The following is an 18,225-nucleotide window of genomic DNA, read 5'->3' on the forward strand; positions in this document are numbered from 1 at the left end:
CAAGGAGTGGGCCGGACCGAGAACCAATCGGCACCTTCGCGCGTCTAACCGTCTAAGGTGCCCTTTCGGGCCCACGAGCGAGACGATAGGACCAGATTGATGACGCAGGTGAGCGTTCAGCGACCCGCCGGTCGGACGGCTTGGTGGCCAGCGACCCAGCCGTGGCTGTCCACCGTGCTGCGGCTCGCGCTCGCGGTGATCTGGATCCTGGCCGCCTGGCCCAAGGTCACTGACCTGGACAACAACATCCGCAGCGTGCGCGCGTACGAGCTGGGCATCCCGGACACGTTGGTGCAGGTCATCGGCATTGGCCAGCCGTTCCTGGAGCTGGTGCTGGGGCTGCTGTTGATCGTCGGCCTCGGCGTACGGCTGATGTCCGCCGCGTCCGCGCTGCTGTTCGTCATCTACATCGTCGGCATCATCTCGGTCTGGGTCCGGGGCCTGCGGATCGACTGCGGCTGCTTCTCCTCCGGCGGGCAGTTGGCCGCCGGCGTCGACCCGCAGTACGCGATCGAGATCGCCCGGGACCTCGGTTTCGTCGCGATCGCTGTCGTGCTGGTGATCTGGCCGCTGTCGAAACTGTCGGTGGACGGGCTGATCCGCCACCTGAGCACATCCGGTTTGACCGCCGCCGATCTTGCGGACGGCGACGAGGACGAGGAGAACGAGTGAGCAAGAACAGCGGCCGACCCAACCGGGCCCGCCAGGTCGCCGCCCAGCGGCTGGCCGCCCAGCGCCGCAGGCAGCGGATCGTCACCACGTCGATCGTCGGTGTCGTGGTGATCGCGGTGCTCGCGATCGCCGCCATCGTCGGGGTCACGGTGTACAACTCCACGCACAAGCCGACCCTGCCGCTGGCCGCCCCGAAGGGCGGCACGGTCACCGGTGTGTATGTCGGCAAGTCCACCGCCAAGGTGACGGTCGATCTCTACATCGACTTCATGTGCCCGATCTGCCACCAGTTCGAGACGACCACGGGTCCGACGATCCAGAAGATGGTGGACGCCGGCACGGTACGGATCTATTACCACCCGCTGGCGTATTTGGACCGGTTCTCGTCGGGTACGAACTACTCGTCGCGCGCTTCAGCCGCCTCGGCCTGCGCCGCGGATGCTGGCCTGTTCGACCAGTATCGCGGGGTCCTTTACGACAACCAGCCCGAAGAGAACAGCACCGGCTTGACCAACACTCAGCTGATCCAGTTCGGCCAACAGGCCGGTGCGCCAGCCGCGGCGTTCGAGAAGTGCGTGAACGACGGGAAATACGCGGCCTGGACGGCGCACCTGACCGACAGCGCGTCCAAGGGCAAGATCACCGGCACTCCGACCGTCAAGGTCAACGGGACCGTGGTGAACGGCGGCACCGCCGACAGCGTGCCGACCACCCAGCAGGTCACCGACGCGATCAACGCGGCCCTGAAGAAGTAGTCCTCCGCGCGTACCCGGCGTTGGCCAATGTCGGGTACGCGGACGGAGTGTCAGGGTGGGGTCGTACTGTGGCGCCATGACGGATACGAACCGGCTGGCGGCCGGTGCCGCGGCGCCCGACTTCGACCTGACCACCGACACCGGCGAGCGGCTGCACCTCAAGGACCTGCGCGGCAAGCACGTCATTCTGTATGTCTATCCAGCCGCGCTCACCCCCGGCTGCACCACCCAGGCCTGCGACTTTCGGGACAGCCTGGACGCGCTGCACGTGGCCGGCTACCAGGTCGTCGGGCTTTCCAAGGACAGTCCGGAAAAACTCGCCAAGTTCCGGGACAAGGAGCACCTCACCTTCCCGCTCGCGTCCAACGAGGATCTCGACGTGCTGAAGGCCTATGGGGCGTACGGCGAGCGCAAGCTCTACGGGAAGGTCGTCACCGGCCCGATCCGGTCCACCTTCGTGATCGACCCCGAGGGCAAGATCGAGCACGCCATGTACAACGTGAAGGCAACCGGCCACGTGGCGAAACTTCGCCGCGATCTGGGGATATAACGCACGTCACTGGAACTCCGGGAAAGTCGGCGACGACTTGCACTGCGAGGCCGGCGGCACGAAAGCGTCGGCGCCCGCGGACTTTTCTCGAGGAGTTGGGACCAGTGACGCTCCCCCGTACGACCCCCAGGATGTGGCCCCGTCGGCTGGCCGCGGTCGCGTTGGCCGCCGGCATCGGTGTCGGCAGCGCGCTCGCCTTCGCCGGGCCGGCGTCCGCGCACGTCCACGTGATCCCGGACTCGACGGCCGCCGGCAGCTACCCCAAACTCACCTTCCGGGTGCCCAATGAGGAAGAAAACGCGGACACCAACAAGCTGGTGATCACCGTCCCGACCGACCATCCGCTCCGCTCGGTGTCGATCAAGCCGCACCCCGGCTGGACGGCCGAGACCACCCTGGTGACGCTGCCCAAACCGGTCAACATCGGCGACGCCACCATTACCAAGGCGGTCAGCACGATCACCTGGACGGCGACCGCCGGGCAGGGCATAAAGCCTGGTCAGTTCGATGAGTTCGACGTGTCGGCGGGGCCGCTGCCCAGCGGTACGAAGGAGCTGTCGTTCCCCACCGCGCAGTACTACTCGAACAACACGATCGTGAACTGGAACCAGCCCACCCCGGCCGGTGGGCAGGAGCCCGAACACCCCGCGCCGGCCTTCGCGGTGACCCCGGCGGCGGCGGGTGCCGATGCTGACGGCGACGCACCGGCCGGTCACAATATGGGCGTGTCAGCTTCTGATTCCACCGCCTCCGCGAGCGGCTCCGACGGCCTGGCCCGCGGCCTCGGCACGGCCGGCCTGGTGTTTGGGCTAGCCGGCGTCGGCGTGGCCGCCTGGGCCTTGTTGCGCAAGCCCGCGAACTCGTGAGAGGTCGGCTGGTACGCCGGATCGGCGTTCTCACCGCGGCCGTCACGCTCGGCCTGTTCGGGGTGCTGGCCACCGCGGCACCCGCCGCGGCTCACGACGTACTCATCTCGTCGAGCCCCGCCAACGGCGCCTCGGTGGCGGCGCCGACCCGGGTCACCTTCACCTTCAACGACGTGGTGCTGAACAACTTCGCCGCGGTCGTGGTGACCGGCCCGGACGGCAAGCAGTATCAGGACGGCGCGCCGCGGATCATCGACACGTCGGTGTCGGTCAACGTGAAGGCGCTCCCGGTGACCGGCGCCTACACCGCGTCGTACCGGATCGTCTCGGCGGACGGCCACCCGGTTTCCGGGGACATCAAGTTCACCGTGACGACCACCAAACCCGGCCCGGAGGACCCGAACGCGCCCGGCGTACCGGTGACACCGTCGACCTACACGTCCGGCGGCGGCAGCGTCACCCCGTACGTCATCGGCGGTGGCATCGCCATCCTGCTGTTGGCCCTCGGGGCGGTCATCCTCGCGTCCCGCCGCCGTCCAACGCCTCCCGCCGAGCCTCCTGCCGCCGAGCCTTCTCCCGCCGAGCCTGAGGTGGTGGAAGAACCGGCCGGTCGGCACCGCGACGAAGCGGCCGGCAGCGACAACCCGTCCGGTGGATCAGCCGACGCGGGGCGTACGGCAGAATGAACCAGCCGCCGGTTTCTCGAGCCGGCGACTGGGGGCCGTAGCCCAATGGCAGAGGCACACGGTTTAGGTCCGTGACAGTGTGAGTTCGACTCTCATCGGCCCCACGTAGGTCACCGGCGCGCTCCGCGCAGGGTCTGAGGAGCCTGCCCGGCTCATGCGGACGCGGGATTCGGCAGATCAGTCTCCGGGTCGAAGACAAAGACCGTGGCCCGATCGGGTACGCGGTCATCCCATTCACGGACGCTGAAACCAGATTCCGCTGGCTCGATGGCGACGTCGAAGGTGCTGTCATCGGGAAACCGGAGAGTGAACAGCGGACTTATCCAGTAGGCGAGCTGCAGGTTTTCGCGTTCGCTGGCGTCCACGAGCGCGCCGTGCACATCCCAACCGCCACCGTCAAGCGCATCGGCCCTGACCGTTGCGGGAAAGTGGCCGAAGCACGTTGAGCGGTTGACCCACCATTCAAGCTGAGCGGTTCCCTCGTACGTCTCCATGCCGCCGATAGTCGCACGCGTAGGGCTGCAACCGCACTGGCCTTTTGCCGGTCCAGACGCTCGAAGGAAACGGTGAAGCGCTCGGAGACAAGAACTCTAAGCGAACTAGCGGTTTTAGCGCTCATTCGACAGAAGGCTGTAGACCAGTGCACGCTGCGGCTATTGACCCGTGAAAGTCGCCGTTCGTCGCTCAACGAAACTGTTCAACCCCTCAGCGGCATCCTCGCTGGCGAGGATCTCCGGCACCACCTGACGCAGGTGTTCGACCGCCGCTTGCTCCGCACTTTTGCGAGCGATCCGTGCGTTGGCCAAGGTGGCCTGCACCCCCAGCGGTGCCTGCGCAGCGATGATCTGGGCGATCTCGACGGCCCGCTGAAGCTGCTGGCCAGCTGGTACGACCTCCTGCACCAGACCGATGCGGAGAGCTTCGGCAGCCCCGAACTCCTCAGCTGTCAACAGGAATCGCATGGCGTTTCCCCAGCCGAGCTGCGCCGGCGCACGGAAAGTGGCACCACCAAACGGCATTATCCCGCGGCCAATCTCCAACTGTCGGAAGCGCACGTCGTCGGCGGCCACCACAATGTCGGCGGCGAGCGCGAGTTCTATCGACAGGGTAAAGGAAACACCCTGGACAGCGAGCACCACGGGTTTCGGAATAGGCTCACCCCACAGCCCGAAAGGGTCGTGCAGACCGGGTCCTTTCAGCGCCTGAGGACCGGACTTCGCCACCGCCGGGCCGACCTCGGCGAGGTCAAGTCCGGCGGAGAAATGCTCGCCGTGGCCATACAGAACGCCGACCCGCATCTGTGGATCCGCGGCGAATCGCTCGTACGCGGCGGAAAGTTCGGCGATCGTCGCGAGGTCGAACGCATTGCGTTTGGCTGGCCGGTTAATGCCAATCAGCAACACCTGACCGTCGCTGTCGACGCTGACTCGATCGCTCATCCACCACGCTCCACTATGTCCCTCGGCGCCAGTCGTTTCGGTGGGACCATAGCGCGGTGACCCAACAGACGCGACCCCCTTCAGTGCGGCAGCGAGAACTGCTGGAACGCGCCTACGAGTACGCGCTGGAAAACGGCCTGAGCGACCTCTCGCTGCGGCCGCTCGCGGCTGCGATCGGATCCAGCCCGCGGGTGCTGCTCTACCTTTTCGAGTCCAAGGAAGGGCTGGTCCGCGCGCTGCTGGACCGCGCCCGTACGGACGAGCTCGAGCTTCTTCGCCGCACCTCGCAGGACGATGGGTTCGCGGCCGTCGTACGCACCACCTGGGCCTGGCTGTCGGCCGAATCACACCGGCCGCTGCTCGCCCTCTGGCTCCAGGCCTACGCCCGATCCCTGACCGAACCAACGGGGCCATGGGCCGATTTCGCACAGCAGACTGTCCAGGACTGGCTCGCCGTCCTCGCGGCCGCACAACCTCGCGCCCGCCGCGCCACCGCGGCCGGTCGGGCCGAGCGGACTCTCGCCCTTTCGGTGTTGCGCGGCGCTTTGATGGACCTGTTGGCGACCGGCGACACCGCGCGTACAACCGCTGCCGTGGAGGCCTATCTGAACGCCTAGACCTCTGCTAACCTCACTGAAACGAGTGTTTCAGTGAGGTGCGAGAGGTGGCCATGACCAACGTTCACAACCCTTTTGGCGCACCCTGCCCCCAGGTCGCCGTCGAAGGCGAGATTGTGCCGGCCGACGAGGCGCGGATCAGCGTGCACGCCAACGCTTTGTCGTACGGAACTGGCACTTTTGAGGGCATCCGGGCATTCTGGAACGCCGAGCACGAACAGCTGTATCTATTCGAAGGCGCCGCGCACTACCAGCGTCTGCACCGCTCGGCGCGGATTCTTGGACTGCCGCTGAGATTCAGCGTCGACGAACTGGTCGCGATGACGCACGACTTGCTTCGCGCAAACGACGTTCGCACCGATGCGTACGTACGCCCTCTCCTGTTGCTTTCGGGGGAAGTCCTGCCGGTACGCATGCACGACATCGACTCCCGCTTGTCCATCGCGGTAACCCCAGTTGTCGGTGACTATGCCAACCCGTCGGGCCTCCGTTGCATGGTCAGCACTTGGCGGCGGGCCAGCGACGCCAGCACACCGATTCGCGCCAAGGTGATCGGCAGCTATGTCGGACCGGCGCTGGCCAAGACAGAAGCCGTCCGAGCCGGCTACGACGAAGCGCTAATGCTCACCGGCGACGGGTTCGTCGCCGAAGCGACCACTGCCAACATTATGGTGCGTTTTGGGAAAACTTGGAGCACTCCGATCGGGACTGATGACATTCTGGCGGGCATCACTCGCCAGCAACTCCTGGAGCTCATTCCCGAGATCACCACCGCCAAAGTCGATGAACGGCGCGTTCACCGCTCCGAACTCTACGCCGCCGACGAGGTTCTTCTCTGCGGCACAGCGTCCATCGTCAGCTCAGTGGTGGACATTGACGGTCGGCGGATCGGGTCTGGCCGACCTGGTGAGCAAGCCCTGCGGCTTCGACACGATCTACAGGCCATCGCTCGCAGGCAAACCACGCAACATCAGGAATGGACAACCGCGGTCTACGAAAAGGAGTGATCAATGCGGGAGTTGGCCGAGGTCGGGCGACGCGAGATTTGGGACGGCGTGACGGCCCGCATGGTGGAGGGCGAACGGATGACGCTCGCCATCATCGAAATCGCCGCCGGAAAACACGTGCCCGAACACGTGCATGACAACGAACAGATCGGATTCGTGATCGAAGGCACCGTCACTTTCACCGTGGGCGACCAAACTCGAGTTCTCGGACCCGGCGGGAGTTGGCGGATTCTCTCGAATGTGCCGCATCACGCCGAAGTTGGCCCCGAAGGCGCGGTCGTCGCCGAAGCGTACGCCCCCGGCCGCGCCGACTGGGCCAACCTCCCACTCCTTGGTCCGGCCACCCCGATCTGGCCCCACCAGGCATAAAACCCACTACATGCAGGGCGCTGGTGAGCGGCCGGTGGTGGCGGCAGCGGTGATTTGGCCGGGTCCACCAACAGGGGTTCGGGGGCTCAGGCTGCCGTCCCCGTGACGCGTTCGTACGTACGCCTGCCCACCGGAGATTTCGGTGATCTGCAGCTCATCGCCGACCGAAGACGCGGCGACCTGGTCGGCCATGTCGCCGGTCGCGGTGGGCCATTGCCAGCTGCCGTCGACGTGCTGGATGGCGTAATAAACCTGCCCTCCGGCGACCAGCACCACATTCATTTCCCCTGCGACGGCGGTGACCGCCACTGATGTGATGCCGTTTACGGTGTCGAACAGGTTGCGGCTGCTCCATTCTCCATTGCCGTACCGAACGCGATGGTAGATCTGCGCACCGGAAATCTCGATGAGGTTGAGGGTGCCGTGCAGTTCGGTGGCGGCGACGAGGTTGGCGGCGTCGCCCAACCGGTTGGGGCCGTCCCAACTGCCGTCGGGATGCTGCATCGCGTGGAAAATCACTCCGCTGGAAACGAAAACGACCTGCAGCGAGCCCACCACCGCCGCGGTCGCCACCGAGGCGATGGACGCGAGCGCGCCAAACTCGTTCCGGGTGCTCCAACTGCCGTCGACTGCTCGTACGCGGTGATAAACCACGTCATCGGCAATCTCGATCAGGTTCATCGCACCATTGATTTCCGAAATCGCCACCAGACGGGCCGGATCGCCGAGCGGATTAGGGCCGTTCCAGCCGCCGCCCACCTGCTGGATCGCGTGGTAAATCGTCCCACCCGAGACCAGCACGAGTTGCACCTGCGGATCCAACGACGCCCCGGTGGCGTCGAGACGGAAAAGCGCGGCGGCGCCAGGCGCGAGACTAACGGCGATCCTGGCCGCATTCGACTGTGCCACGTACGTGCTGGTGGCCGGGTCGAACCGGGAGATCGCGGTGACCGTCGCGGTGTTGACATTGATGGTGGTCTGCGCTGTGCCGCTGTGCGAGCGATTCGCCACCAGCAGCCACCGGGTGCGCGATTTGCGGTCGGCACTGCGAAATCGTCCGAGGATGACAGGGCTACCGCCGGTGCCGCTGAGAAACACATCGGGACTGAAACCCAGGGCACCAGCCGGAAGCGACGACTCGTTGGCGTGCACCACCTGCTCGGACACCAGCGGTTTGAGGGCCGCGCCGACCGGGGTCAGCCAGCCGGTGTTGAGCGCCTTGGCCGCGTCGTAGATCGGCGTTCGATTCCCGTTGAAGTCGATCAGCGCCGGCCCGAAGGTCTCGCCACCGGAATCCCGCGGTGTCCAGTAACAGAAATACTGAATGCCCTTGCACCCGTACGCGAGGCTGACGTTGACCTGCCAGCCAAGCTCGGCCGCGGACGGACTCCGGTGCCCCTCGAACGGCAGGCTCTGGATGTAGATCCAGGTGGCGAGTCCGGTGCCCAGGCCCGCGGAGCGCATGTCCTGCCAGGCGGCGAAATAGCCGGGATCGTCGGAACCGTCGCTGTTCAACGGATACCGGTCGTACGAGAGCTGCGACGGGTTGACCTGACCGACAAACTGCTGAACGTACCGCCGCCAATCCTCGCCGCCGCCGGGTGGAAGGTTGATGTACGGCAGCAGGGTAGGCACCGCCGCGCGCACCGCCGCCGTGCCGGTGGCGAGGTCGGCGAAGGCGTCTGGCGCCGGCTCGTCGTAGAGCCGGAAGCCCACGAACGACGGGTGCGAGGTGTAGTTCGGGTAGACCTGCACCGCCCGCTCCGGGCCGTTGACCACCAGCGCCTTCAGCCCGACCTGGTCCAAAAAGGACAGGCTGGAGTTGATGTAAGCCGGGTCGTCGTCATCACTGGCGCCAATGAAGGAAAACGTGAACCCAGCGTCCTTCATTTCCTGGAAACGAGCGAGGGTGTTGAACGCCGACTGCATCGACGGCGGCCAGAACGCCCCGATCGGAAAGGCCGGGTCGGAGGTCAGCGGCAGGCCCGAACACATGGTGACCACTGGCTTCGTACTCGCGGCCGCGCTGGTGGCGCTCAGAAAGGGAAGAAAACCGGCGGCCGCCGCGATCTTCAGCAGACTGCGGCGATCGATCGAAAGTCTGCTACTTTCGTTGATATGACTGGCGTTTTCCATTTGTAGCCTCCTCGTCGCCTTCGCCTGCCGGACCATACCCAGCGCTCCCCACCAGTCAATGGGCAATCCGGACACTCGGCGGATGCCGCACGGTTGCCTCGGGAAGGTCGACAGCTTCGACCACAGGCGCTTGGCCAGTACTTCCCGCCTCGGTTCAACTACATAACCGCAGGTAGACCTATACATTTGAGATTCTTGCTCAGCTGTGCTAAGTTTTGCTCATGCAAGCAAACGCGAGGACGAACGAGCAGGGTAAGACCTTCACCGAGGAGGCTCGGCGGGCCCAGATCGTCGCCGCGGCGATCGAGACCATCGCCGAGGTCGGCTACCTGAAGGCGTCGTTCAGCAAGATCGCCAAGACCGCGGGCCTCAGCAGCACCGGCATGATTTCGTACCATTTCGCCGGCAAGGAAGACCTGCTGCGCGCGGTGGTGGCAGATGTCGTACGAACCGCGTCCGAATACATCCAGCCACGAGTACGGGCCGAGTCCAGCTATCCGGCGATGCTCCGGGCCCGCATCGAGTCCAATGTGGAGCTGTTGGTCGAGCGAGCCGCGGATTTGCGCGCACTGGTGGAAATTCTGGCCAATGCCAAGTCACCGGACGGCGAGCCGGTGGCGGACGCCCGATTCTTGACCGCTGGCGTGGAAATCCTCGAGCACCATCTGCGCGCCGGCCAGCAGGCCGGCGAGTTCGGCGCCTTCGACCCACAGGTGATGGCGATCGCGATCCAGGGCTCCATCGACGCTGTGGTCACCCGCCACACCGCCGGGCAGGACCGCCTCGACCTTTCGCACTGCGGCCGCGAGTTGGCCGACCTCTTCCACCGTGCCACCCGACCGTGATCGGAGTTTTCATGAATACGACCGAAACCAACGCCCCTGCCCCGGCGGTCGACCGGGCCGACGGCGTACGCCGGTTGGTACGGGCCAACATCGCGACCCTCGCACTGGACCTCGCGCTGCCGATGGCGCTCTACTACGGGCTGCGCGCCGCTGGGGTGAGTCAGTGGTGGGCGCTGATCGCCGGCATCGTGGCGGCCGTGCCGCGAGCGGTTTATCAGCTTGCCAAGCGGGGAAAAGTCGACCTGATGGCGCTGTTCACCGTCAGCATCCTGGTTTTCAGCCTGGTGATCGGCCTGCTCACCGGCAGCCCGCGAGCGCTGGCCGTACGGGAAGGCTGGGCCGGGGTTTTCGTCGGCCTGCTGGGTGTCTGGATGATCGTCTCGATTTTCGTCGGAAAGCCGGCGTTGCTGGTGCTCGGCCGGACGATCGCGGTCACCAAGACCGGCGAGGCCGGCGCGCGGGTGTGGGAAAGCCGGTGGAACCACGACCAGAAGTTCCGTCGCGGCACCCGGGTCCTGACCGCGGTGTGGGGCTGGGGACTGCTGGTGGACTGCGTCGTCGGCCTCGTCCTGACATACACGCTGCCCATCGACCTGATCCCGGTCGTCGGCACCGGTCAGTTCTACGCGGTGCTCGCGATCCTGGTCGCCTTCCACTTCGGCTACACCAAAAAGGTGGATCTCCGTGCCTGATCTCATCGATGTCCTGGTCGTCGGAGCGGGACCAACCGGACTGCTGCTGGCGAATGAGCTGGGCCTGGCCGGCATCCGCACCGTCGTCATCGACCAGCTGCCCGTACGCACCGGACAATCCAAAGCCCTTAGCCTGCAACCACGATCGGCCGAGATCCTGCATTCACGCGGGTGGCTGGAATCGATCCGGACGTACGAACACGCCACCGTGCCATCCGGCCATTTCGGCGGGATCCGGTTGGACTACAGCGTTTTCGACACCGCATTTCCCTTCCAGATCGGTGTCGAGCAAGCCGATGTCGAGCGTTTTCTCGAAGAACACCTGGCAACGTACGACATCCCGGTGTTACGCGGCCGGCAGCTGACCGGACTTTCCCAAACCGCAGAGAAAGTCATCGCCATCGTCGACGGTCACCCGGATATCAGCGCGAAATACGTGGTGGGCGCCGACGGCGCGCACAGCGCGGTCCGCAAGCTCACTGGTTTCGGCTTTCCCGGTCGCGACGCCCGGATTCAGCTCGCGGTCGCCGACCTCACGTTTTCCCAGCGGCCAGCGGGAATCTCCGACCAATGGGAGCTGCCCACTACCGGCGGCTATCTGCTCCCGCTGCGCGACGGCGTCCACCGGTTCCTGTTCGGAGGGAGCGGGGCACCACAAACGCCGGTGCCGATCGAGGAAGTCCAGGAGGCCATCACCGCGGCGTACGGACCGGAGGCGGTGGTGGGCGAGGTGCGCTGGGCGTCCCGATTCGGCGACGCGTCCCGGCAGGCCGACCGCTACCGGATCGGGCGGGTTCTGCTGGCCGGTGACGCCGCGCATATCCACCTGCCGGCCGGCGGCCAGGGCATGAACCTCGGATTGCAGGACGCCTTCAACCTTGGCTGGAAACTCGCCGCGACGGTGGCCGGCTGGGCACCTCCCGGGCTGCTCGACACGTACCATCACGAGCGGCACCCGGTCGCCGCGGCAGTGCTCGCGAACACCCGGGCGCAGGGCGTGCTGACGGTGCCGGACCCCGATATCCAGGCCCTGCGGGCAATGGTCACCGATCTGCTCGCCGACCCGGCGGCGAATCGTCGGCTCGCTGGCGAAATCTCCGGGCTCGACATCCAGTATCGGATGCCTGGCGGGGATGCGGAGTTGCTGGGCCGCAGAATGCCGGACCGCACGCTCGCCGACGGCAGCCAGCTGGCCGATCACTGCCGGCTCGGCCGGGCGCTGTTCGTCAGCGACGGCTGGAAAGAACGCTCGTACGATGGCCGCATCGACCCCTTGACCGCGGCCGTGGACACGGCATTTCTGGTGCGACCGGATGGCTATGTCTGCTGGGCTGGCGACCGCGCGGAGTCCCTGTCCGCGGCCGAGCGGCACTGGTTCGGCGCACCCCAACACATGCGTTCGACCGTCCACATCGGATCATAAGACCATGGAGCCGGTCAGCATCGCGCAAGCTGAGGAGCTGCAGCAGCGACTGGCCAGCCAGGTCGAGGTGCCGCGAGCGCAGATCCCGATGCCCAGAACGGTCGCCGGTCTGGACATCTCGTACGCCGTCGGCTCCGACCGGATCGCGACCACCGCGGTGCTGCTGAACCTGGAGACCGGTGCGATCCTGGAAGAATCGACCGTGCACGGGGTGGCGACTTTCCCGTACGTGCCAGGGCTGTTGGCCTTCCGCGAAGTGCCCGCCCTGCTGGAAGCCCTTGGACAGCTGCGAAACCAGCCTGACCTGCTGCTGGTCGACGGGCAGGGCATCGCCCACCCGCGGCGCTGCGGATCGGCCTGCCATCTCGGCATTCGCGCTGGACTGCCGGCGATCGGCTGCGCCAAGACCCGTTTCATCGGCGAACACCGCGAACCCGGCCCGCACCGTGGAGATCAGGCCCCGCTGCTGGACAACGGCGAGCTGATCGGGCATGTGCTGCGGACGCAGGACAACGTCAAACCCATGTATGTCTCCCCCGGCCACCGAGTGGGTTTCGAGCAGAGCTGCGACATCGTGCTGGCAGCCTGCTCGAGTTTTCGTTTGCCGGACCCGATCCGACATGCCGACCGGCTGTCCCGCGCCGCGCTCGCGCTCTACTGAGGGATCTCCGAAAGTGCGGCCTGGCGGGCGATCAGCGGTCGCAGCTTCATCAGCTGACCAGCCCGGCCGCAGCCCACCGCACCGGTGATCCGGCCGTCATTCACATACACGGCAAGGAATCGGCGGCCGTCGTCAGTCAACACCCGCACCTCTTCGGACGGGTCGATGTCGCCCAACGCCTGGATTTTCAGGCCGTACTGGTCACTCCAGAAGTAGGGCACCACCGGTGGGCGCGTCGGCTGGTCGCCGCCGACGATATCGCTGGCCACCACCGAGGCCTGCTCGCCGGCATTGGTCCAATGCTCGACCCGGACGTGTTTTCCCAACGCTGGGCGGAACCACGCGGCCACGTCGCCGAGCGCCCACACACCGTCCGCGCTCGTACGACCGCGTTCATCGCACGTAATGCCATTCGCCACCTCGATGGCGGAGCCGGCAAGCCATTCGACCGCCGGCCTGGAGCCGATGCCGCTGACGATCAGATGGGCGGCGATCTCGGTGCCATCGCTCAGTTTCACCCCCGACACCCGGCCGGCGCCGTCGTCGAGGATCTCCGCGACCCCGACCCCACAGCGCAGGTCCACGCCGGCCTCGACATGCAGCCGAGCCACCAGTCGGCCGATGGTCTCGCCGACCGCGCCGGCCAGCGGGGCCGGCAGTGGGTCGACGATGGTCACCGGCACGGACAGCGCCCGCAGGCTCGCGGCCACCTCGCAACCAATGAAACCGGCGCCGACGATCAGCGCCGGGCCGCTGCCCACCGACTCCCGGATTCGCAGGCTGTGGTCCACAGTTCGCAGCACGTGCAGGCCAGCGAGGCCGGCTGCCGCCGGCAGTTGCCGGGGCACCAGGCCAGTGGCGATCACCAGCTCCTCATAGGGCACCGCCGGCCCGTTTTCCAGCGACACGAGCCGTTTCTCGGTGTCGACGCCGATCGCTCGTACGCCGGTCCGCAGCTCGACCTGGTTGTCGGCAAAGAACGCAGTGTCCTGCAACACGACGTCGGCCGCGGTTCGGTCGCCGCGCAGAACTTCCTTCGACAGCGGTGGCCGGTCGTACGGCGGATGCACTTCGGCGCCCAGCATGGTGATCGGACCGCTATGACCAGCGCGACGCAACTGCTCGGCGGTCCTTACGCCGGCGAGTCCCGCGCCCACCAGCACGATCCCGGCACCCGTAGTCACCGTCGCATCACCGCTCTCGTCACCTGCTGACTTGCGTGCACGTCACGATATCAACGCGGGCAGGCGGCCACCGTGGGCGTCCAGAATGGACGGTTGATTTCTCGCCACCGAAAGAAAGGGAGCCGCCCGCGCCGGTCGCGATATCGCCGAACCTACCGCCATGCCCTTATCCCAGTGAAGAGCACGGCTCAACGCTGAGAAAATCGCTGGCATGGCGGACCCCCTCGGGTCCCCCAGATACCGAACCGACCGGCACCGGCGGCTCCTGGTTGACCGTAGGGCACTGGCCGCGACCACGCAATAGCTTTAGGTAAGAATTCTTATCAGATTACTTCAACCATACGGAAAGAAACCGGGACGTGAAGTTTTTCCATGATAGCAGACCATGCGCCTTACGCATGGCGACCATCCGATCGCGGCCATACTGTTGCACAATCCTAGCGAGTGCACCCGAAAGCCGTCTTCACTTCTGCCGGAGAGAATCCAGCGCCATCATCGCGGCATGCAGGGACGTACGAGTTTCGGCCGACCCCAAATCGACATCCAGCAACTCCTCAATGGCGCTCAGCCGCCCATAAAAGGATGGTCGGGACAGATGTGCTTCCTGCGCGGCCTGCGACTTGTTGTCCGGATGCCGAAGAAATGCCCGCAGCACCCCCAACAGATCCTTACCGGTTCGCCGATCGTTTTCCAGCAGCGGAGCCAGCGTCCGCTCGACAAAAGCCTGCAATCGTGGATCGTCCCGCAAAACGTAAAGCAGCCCCGGCAGCTGGATATCCGGCAGCTCGTAGAAAGCCTTGCGCTGCCCCGATCCGCGGGCCGCGTCAGCCACCTGACCGGCCTCGGCGTACGAGCGGCGGAACTCGGCCAGGTCGGCCACCGTCGTACCGACTCCGATCCGGGCGTTCTCGCCACGGTCCCGGTGGCTGCTTTCCTGCAGGTGACCGCAGATCCGGTGCAGCGCCCCTGATCGGTCCGCGGCTCGTACCGGCAGCAGCAGTCCGACCCGCCCCTCGGACATCGCGGCGACAATCCCGGGAATCTCAGCCGCTCGCAACGCACCGGCCACCAGTTCCCCGTCATAGTCGCGCAATGGCCGCTGCTGGCCGGTGGTTTTCCCGGCGGGCAGGTCAACCACACCGCGACCAGCGATCGCCCACGGGTCGGCACACCGAGGGCGGCCGTACGCGCGTGCATGTCCGCCTCGGCGGCGTAGCGGCCGTGAATGATGTCGGTGAGAATGGACCGCTGCGCCTGCTGTTCCAGGGTTTCCCGGTCCCGTTCGATTAACCGGTTCAGGGTGAGCGCGGTGGCGGCCCTTTCCAACACCATCGGATGGTTCAGCGCCGGCGACTCCGGCGCCACCATCACCAGCCGGCCGAACACTTCGCCGCGGGCCGCGACCGCGGTCACCAGCCAGTTTTCCGGGCCACAAACCGCGGTGCGCGCATCCGTACGCGCTGCCCGCGAACGACCTTCCCAGTCGGCCAGCAAATCGTCGACCGGCGTGCCGGCGGCGTCGTACGACAACACCTGGTGAGCCAGGTTTTCGAACACCACCGGGCATCCGGACGCCCGGGACGCCTCCCTGACGATGTCCGCCGGCTCGGCGCCGTCCACCGCCAGCGCGGTGAACACCTGGTGGGCCTGCTCGGACGAGCGCAACGCGGCGGTTTGTGCCTCAATAATCCGGGAATGCGCCGCCTCGGTGACCCGGACGAAGGCCACCTGCCGGCGCAACGCGATCAACGGCAGCCGGTGCTGTTCGCACGCTCGTACGAGCGCGGGCGGCAACGCGCTGAATCGGCGGCCCAGCTCGACCACCAGAGCAGCCGCGTCCGCGCCGGCGAGCTCTTCCACATATGCGCGAAGTTTGGCCGCCGAGTCGGGCAGCGCAATGCCGGTGGACAGGATGACCTCGCCGCCGGACAGCAGCCCGGCGATGTCCGCCAGCTCGCTCACGTGCACCCAGCGAACCGGCCGGCCCAGGCTGTCGCGGCCGGCCAACACCTCCGGCCGGCCGGCCCTCAGCACCGGCAGGTCGAGCAGCTCGGCCACGCTCAGCGAAGCTGACATACTGTCAGATTCTACCGGTCAGATTGTCAGTGTGTTTCGGTGGCGAGCTTGGCGCTGAACCCCAGCATCGCGAGGCCGGTCACTGCGTCCAGCGTGCGGCGCACCGGCCGGCGTCGCAGGAAACTCCTGATCTGGTGCAGGAACGCCACCAGCACGGTCAGCCAGATGAGACCGAAAACCGCGTGCGAATATGCGAGCAACAGCGCATTGGGCACCGAAGCCGAGGCGCTGCCCAAAAACTGCGGAAGCACCGACAAATAAAGGGTCAGGACCTTTGGATTGGTGATGTTCGAAAGGAAACCCTGCTGAAAGCGCAGCCATTTCGGCGCGCTGACCTGATCCGCCGGCAACTCGGATAGATCATAGCGACCCTTGATCGCCGACCGGATGGTCTGAATGCCGAGATACGCCAAATAGGCCACCCCAGCCCAGCGAATGGTGGTGAAAGCCCATTGGGAATGCACGATCAGGGCGCCGAGACCGAGCGCGGCCGCGGTGCCCTGCAGGACATTGCTGCTGGCGATCCCCAGCGAGGTCAGTAATCCAGCCTTTCGCCCACCGCGCAGCGAATTCGTCACGGTCAGTGCGAAATCCGGGCCGGGTGCGATGGTCACCACTATCGCGAAGGCGAGATACGAAAGATAACTCGTCAGCGTCATAGCCTTAACCCTACACTGACTGTATTTTTGCGGTGGGTGCCCAAAATCGCAGCGTTTCGCCGCGTTGATCTTCCCACACACCTCCATTGGCCTCGATCACTCGGCGTGACGCGACGTTGTCAGCATCGCAGGTGATCAACGCCCGCTCGATCCCCAGGCCGGCGGCGATCGCCAACACCTGCCGGGTCATTTCGGTCGCATAGCCGCGACGGCGGGCCGAGGGACGTACGTCATATCCGACATGGCCGCCCACCTCGGTCAGTTGTGGCGTCAGGTGGTGCCGAAGCGCGACCCGGCCGAGATATTCGTCCCCTCCGACATACCAAAGGGTGGTGCTGTGGACCCACCCTTCGGGCACCGGAATGCTCACGTCGGCCTCGGCCCGCAGGCTGGCCGCAAAATCAGCGAATACCGCCGGATCGGCCCACCTCGGCCCGTACTCCCGAATCTCCCGACCAACCGACGAATGATCGCCCGGTCCGCCCCGACCTTCGGCCTGGAACTCGGCCATCGCGGCGAGGAACGAGGTGTGAACACGTACGCTCGGTGCGATCAACTCGGGCATCGTTTGATTTTGATCCGGATCGACGCCGTACGCATCCCAGTTTTTCGGCGGCCTGACTCGATCCAGATCGCGGCGACTCGCGGTAGTCCGGTGATTACCGTGATCTACTGTCCACCCTCTTCTCACTGTCGTTTTGGGGGGCACTATGCGCATGTCGTCGGTGAAGGTGGTTATGGCGGCAGTTGTCGCCGTTGTAGTGGGAGGTTTGCTGGCCAGCGCGGCACCAGCCGCCGCGGCGACCCGATCATCCGGATTTGACGACTGGTCGTGCCGGCCGTCGTCCACCCGCCCCGACCCGGTCGTGCTCATTCACGGCCTCGGCGGCAACGGACCGGGCAACTTCGCCACTATCGGCCCGGCGCTGGCCGCCGCTGGCTATTGCGCGTACACGACGACGTACGGGCAGGCGTCCGCGATTCCGGTAGGCGGCACCATCGCGATCGCCGACTCCGCTGTTCAGCTGACCGCTTTCATCGACCGGGTAAGGCAGAGTACGGGTGCGTCCAAAGTGGACCTGGTCGGCCATTCCGAGGGTGCTTTCCAGTCGCTCTACATTCCCAAGGTGCTCGGCTACAGCGGCAGGATCCACCGGGTGGTCGCACTCGCGCCACCTACCCACGGGACAACGTTCGCCGGGCTGGTGAATATCGCGTATTTGCTGGGCGCCCGCGATCTGGTCGGCCAGGTGCTGACCGGTTTTGGCTGCCCGGCCTGCAATGACCTGATCACTGGCGGCCCGGCGGTGGCCCGGCTGAACGCTGGCCGGATTTCCCAGCCAGGCGTGGACTACACGATCATCGCCAGCCGATCGGACGAGCTGGTCACCCCGACAAGCACCGCCTTCGTCGCGGAATCGGGCGTCCACAACGCGTACGTGCAGAACACCTGCCCGCTGGATCCAGTCGGCCACGTCGGGTTGGCGTTCGACAGCGACGTCACCCAGATGATCAAGAACGCACTCGATCCCACTCATCCGGGCCGAGTGTTCTGTTCGTTCGGACTGCCGCTGTAAAATCCTTAGGA

The 18,225-nt window shown here is 65.9% G+C and carries 21 protein-coding genes, 1 tRNA gene and 1 pseudogene; 15 read left to right on the top strand and 8 right to left on the bottom strand.

All coding sequences use genetic code 11. The annotated features are described in order from the left end of the window. Positions 1-99 precede the first annotated feature (99 nt). The 6 genes from ABD301_RS04315 to ABD301_RS04340 all read left to right on the top strand — a co-directional run bounded on the left by ABD301_RS04315 (position 100) and on the right by ABD301_RS04340 (position 3,633). Complete coding sequence (locus ABD301_RS04315) at positions 100-672, top strand: MauE/DoxX family redox-associated membrane protein (protein ID WP_344307323.1); 573 nt, start codon at positions 100-102, stop codon at positions 670-672. Next, positions 669-1,427: a DsbA family protein gene (locus ABD301_RS04320; protein ID WP_163567290.1), complete on the top strand. Its 759-nt coding sequence runs from the start codon at positions 669-671 to the stop codon at positions 1,425-1,427. Before ABD301_RS04315 ends, ABD301_RS04320 begins: the two co-directional genes overlap by 4 nt. A gap of 76 nt (positions 1,428-1,503) precedes the next feature. Further along, positions 1,504-1,977 carry a thioredoxin-dependent thiol peroxidase gene (gene bcp / locus ABD301_RS04325; RefSeq protein WP_344307326.1) on the top strand — a complete coding sequence of 158 codons (474 nt, stop codon included), beginning with the start codon at positions 1,504-1,506 and terminating at the stop codon, positions 1,975-1,977. A gap of 131 nt (positions 1,978-2,108) precedes the next feature. Then, entirely contained in the window at positions 2,109-2,843 is a 735-nt protein-coding gene (locus ABD301_RS04330; RefSeq protein ID WP_163567289.1) for a YcnI family copper-binding membrane protein, read from the top strand. Beyond that, a complete protein-coding gene (locus ABD301_RS04335) occupies positions 2,840-3,529 on the top strand; it encodes a copper resistance CopC family protein (RefSeq protein ID WP_344307328.1) in 690 nt (229 codons plus the stop codon). Before ABD301_RS04330 ends, ABD301_RS04335 begins: the two co-directional genes overlap by 4 nt. Before the next feature lie 31 nt (positions 3,530-3,560). Then, a tRNA-Leu gene (locus ABD301_RS04340) sits at positions 3,561-3,633 on the top strand. Between the two features lie 48 nt (positions 3,634-3,681). Here ABD301_RS04340 and ABD301_RS04345 read toward each other — a convergent pair. Together ABD301_RS04345 and ABD301_RS04350 are read right to left on the bottom strand one after the other, a co-directional pair. Further along, positions 3,682-4,023, bottom strand: coding sequence for a hypothetical protein (locus ABD301_RS04345; protein ID WP_279579469.1), 342 nt, complete (start codon positions 4,021-4,023; stop codon positions 3,682-3,684). A gap of 159 nt (positions 4,024-4,182) precedes the next feature. Further along, positions 4,183-4,968, bottom strand: coding sequence for a crotonase/enoyl-CoA hydratase family protein (locus tag ABD301_RS04350; RefSeq protein ID WP_344307331.1), 786 nt, complete (start codon positions 4,966-4,968; stop codon positions 4,183-4,185). 56 nt (positions 4,969-5,024) lie between these two features. Between ABD301_RS04350 and ABD301_RS04355 the strand changes: the two genes are divergently transcribed. From ABD301_RS04355 to ABD301_RS04365, 3 genes are read left to right on the top strand one after another with little or no spacing between them, the layout of a single operon-like run. After that, entirely contained in the window at positions 5,025-5,585 is a 561-nt protein-coding gene (locus tag ABD301_RS04355) for a TetR/AcrR family transcriptional regulator (RefSeq protein ID WP_344307333.1), read from the top strand. A gap of 53 nt (positions 5,586-5,638) precedes the next feature. Next, on the top strand, positions 5,639-6,592 hold the full coding sequence (locus ABD301_RS04360) for an aminotransferase class IV (protein ID WP_344307403.1): 954 nt from the start codon (positions 5,639-5,641) through the stop codon (positions 6,590-6,592). 3 nt (positions 6,593-6,595) lie between these two features. Beyond that, positions 6,596-6,961, top strand: coding sequence for a cupin domain-containing protein (locus ABD301_RS04365; RefSeq protein ID WP_163567285.1), 366 nt, complete (start codon positions 6,596-6,598; stop codon positions 6,959-6,961). A 6-nt stretch (positions 6,962-6,967) separates the two neighbouring features. On the opposite strand, the gene ABD301_RS04370 is transcribed toward ABD301_RS04365, so the two are convergent. Beyond that, positions 6,968-9,097: a PLL family lectin gene (locus tag ABD301_RS04370; RefSeq protein WP_344307336.1), complete on the bottom strand. Its 2,130-nt coding sequence runs from the start codon at positions 9,095-9,097 to the stop codon at positions 6,968-6,970. 221 nt (positions 9,098-9,318) lie between these two features. On the opposite strand from ABD301_RS04370, the gene ABD301_RS04375 reads away from it, so the two are divergent. From ABD301_RS04375 to ABD301_RS04390, 4 genes are read left to right on the top strand one after another with little or no spacing between them, the layout of a single operon-like run. Beyond that, positions 9,319-9,942, top strand: coding sequence for a TetR/AcrR family transcriptional regulator (locus ABD301_RS04375; protein ID WP_163567283.1), 624 nt, complete (start codon positions 9,319-9,321; stop codon positions 9,940-9,942). Between the two features lie 11 nt (positions 9,943-9,953). Next, complete coding sequence (locus ABD301_RS04380) at positions 9,954-10,634, top strand: VC0807 family protein (RefSeq protein ID WP_163567282.1); 681 nt, start codon at positions 9,954-9,956, stop codon at positions 10,632-10,634. Then, on the top strand, positions 10,627-12,057 hold the full coding sequence (locus tag ABD301_RS04385; RefSeq protein ID WP_344307339.1) for an FAD-dependent monooxygenase: 1,431 nt from the start codon (positions 10,627-10,629) through the stop codon (positions 12,055-12,057). The genes ABD301_RS04380 and ABD301_RS04385 overlap by 8 nt, the downstream gene beginning before the upstream one ends. A 4-nt stretch (positions 12,058-12,061) precedes the next feature. Beyond that, entirely contained in the window at positions 12,062-12,718 is a 657-nt protein-coding gene (locus ABD301_RS04390) for an endonuclease V (protein WP_163567281.1), read from the top strand. On the opposite strand, the gene ABD301_RS04395 is transcribed toward ABD301_RS04390, so the two are convergent. Then, positions 12,712-13,902 (bottom strand): NAD(P)/FAD-dependent oxidoreductase, encoded by a 1,191-nt coding sequence (locus tag ABD301_RS04395; RefSeq protein WP_344307342.1) that lies wholly within the window; start codon positions 13,900-13,902, stop codon positions 12,712-12,714. The genes ABD301_RS04390 and ABD301_RS04395 overlap by 7 nt on opposite strands. Before the next feature lie 463 nt (positions 13,903-14,365). Further along, positions 14,366-15,040 (bottom strand): PucR family transcriptional regulator, encoded by a 675-nt coding sequence (locus tag ABD301_RS04400; RefSeq protein WP_344307344.1) that lies wholly within the window; start codon positions 15,038-15,040, stop codon positions 14,366-14,368. A 171-nt stretch (positions 15,041-15,211) separates the two neighbouring features. Here ABD301_RS04400 and ABD301_RS04405 point away from each other — a divergent pair, with 171 nt between their 5' ends. Next, positions 15,212-15,442 (top strand): hypothetical protein, encoded by a 231-nt coding sequence (locus tag ABD301_RS04405; RefSeq protein ID WP_344307346.1) that lies wholly within the window; start codon positions 15,212-15,214, stop codon positions 15,440-15,442. Positions 15,443-15,648: 206 nt separating this feature from the next. On the opposite strand, the pseudogene ABD301_RS42285 reads toward ABD301_RS04405, so the two are convergent. The 3 genes and pseudogenes from ABD301_RS42285 to ABD301_RS04420 all read right to left on the bottom strand — a co-directional run. Continuing rightward, positions 15,649-15,978, bottom strand: a pseudogene (locus ABD301_RS42285) (PucR family transcriptional regulator ligand-binding domain-containing protein); the annotation flags it as partial. A gap of 26 nt (positions 15,979-16,004) precedes the next feature. After that, complete coding sequence (locus ABD301_RS04415) at positions 16,005-16,637, bottom strand: LysE family translocator (RefSeq protein WP_344307350.1); 633 nt, start codon at positions 16,635-16,637, stop codon at positions 16,005-16,007. 10 nt (positions 16,638-16,647) lie between these two features. Further along, positions 16,648-17,202 carry a GNAT family N-acetyltransferase gene (locus ABD301_RS04420; protein ID WP_279579464.1) on the bottom strand — a complete coding sequence of 185 codons (555 nt, stop codon included), beginning with the start codon at positions 17,200-17,202 and terminating at the stop codon, positions 16,648-16,650. A 172-nt stretch (positions 17,203-17,374) separates the two neighbouring features. Between ABD301_RS04420 and ABD301_RS04425 the strand changes: the two genes are divergently transcribed. Next, on the top strand, positions 17,375-18,214 hold the full coding sequence (locus tag ABD301_RS04425; protein ID WP_344307352.1) for an esterase/lipase family protein: 840 nt from the start codon (positions 17,375-17,377) through the stop codon (positions 18,212-18,214). Positions 18,215-18,225 lie beyond the last annotated feature (11 nt).

Source organism: Fodinicola feengrottensis (genome assembly GCF_039530045.1).
Classification (GTDB): Bacteria; Actinomycetota; Actinomycetes; order Mycobacteriales; family HKI-0501; genus Fodinicola; species Fodinicola feengrottensis.

Excerpts from the sequence above, each read along its gene's own strand:
- ABD301_RS04365 (WP_163567285.1), top strand. The coding sequence starts at position 6,596 with ATGCGGGAGTTGGCCGAGGTCGGGCGACGCGAGATTTGGGACGGCGTG.
- ABD301_RS04315 (WP_344307323.1), top strand. The coding sequence starts at position 100 with ATGACGCAGGTGAGCGTTCAGCGACCCGCCGGTCGGACGGCTTGGTGG.
- ABD301_RS04330 (WP_163567289.1), top strand. The coding sequence starts at position 2,109 with ATGTGGCCCCGTCGGCTGGCCGCGGTCGCGTTGGCCGCCGGCATCGGT.
- ABD301_RS04350 (WP_344307331.1), bottom strand. The coding sequence starts at position 4,968 with ATGAGCGATCGAGTCAGCGTCGACAGCGACGGTCAGGTGTTGCTGATT.
- ABD301_RS04360 (WP_344307403.1), top strand. The coding sequence starts at position 5,639 with ATGACCAACGTTCACAACCCTTTTGGCGCACCCTGCCCCCAGGTCGCC.
- ABD301_RS04375 (WP_163567283.1), top strand. The coding sequence starts at position 9,319 with ATGCAAGCAAACGCGAGGACGAACGAGCAGGGTAAGACCTTCACCGAG.
- ABD301_RS04420 (WP_279579464.1), bottom strand. The coding sequence starts at position 17,202 with ATGCCCGAGTTGATCGCACCGAGCGTACGTGTTCACACCTCGTTCCTC.
- bcp (WP_344307326.1), top strand. The coding sequence starts at position 1,504 with ATGACGGATACGAACCGGCTGGCGGCCGGTGCCGCGGCGCCCGACTTC.
- ABD301_RS04345 (WP_279579469.1), bottom strand. The coding sequence starts at position 4,023 with ATGGAGACGTACGAGGGAACCGCTCAGCTTGAATGGTGGGTCAACCGC.
- ABD301_RS04425 (WP_344307352.1), top strand. The coding sequence starts at position 17,375 with ATGGCGGCAGTTGTCGCCGTTGTAGTGGGAGGTTTGCTGGCCAGCGCG.
- ABD301_RS04370 (WP_344307336.1), bottom strand. The coding sequence starts at position 9,097 with ATGGAAAACGCCAGTCATATCAACGAAAGTAGCAGACTTTCGATCGAT.
- ABD301_RS04390 (WP_163567281.1), top strand. The coding sequence starts at position 12,062 with ATGGAGCCGGTCAGCATCGCGCAAGCTGAGGAGCTGCAGCAGCGACTG.
- ABD301_RS04415 (WP_344307350.1), bottom strand. The coding sequence starts at position 16,637 with ATGACGCTGACGAGTTATCTTTCGTATCTCGCCTTCGCGATAGTGGTG.
- ABD301_RS04380 (WP_163567282.1), top strand. The coding sequence starts at position 9,954 with ATGAATACGACCGAAACCAACGCCCCTGCCCCGGCGGTCGACCGGGCC.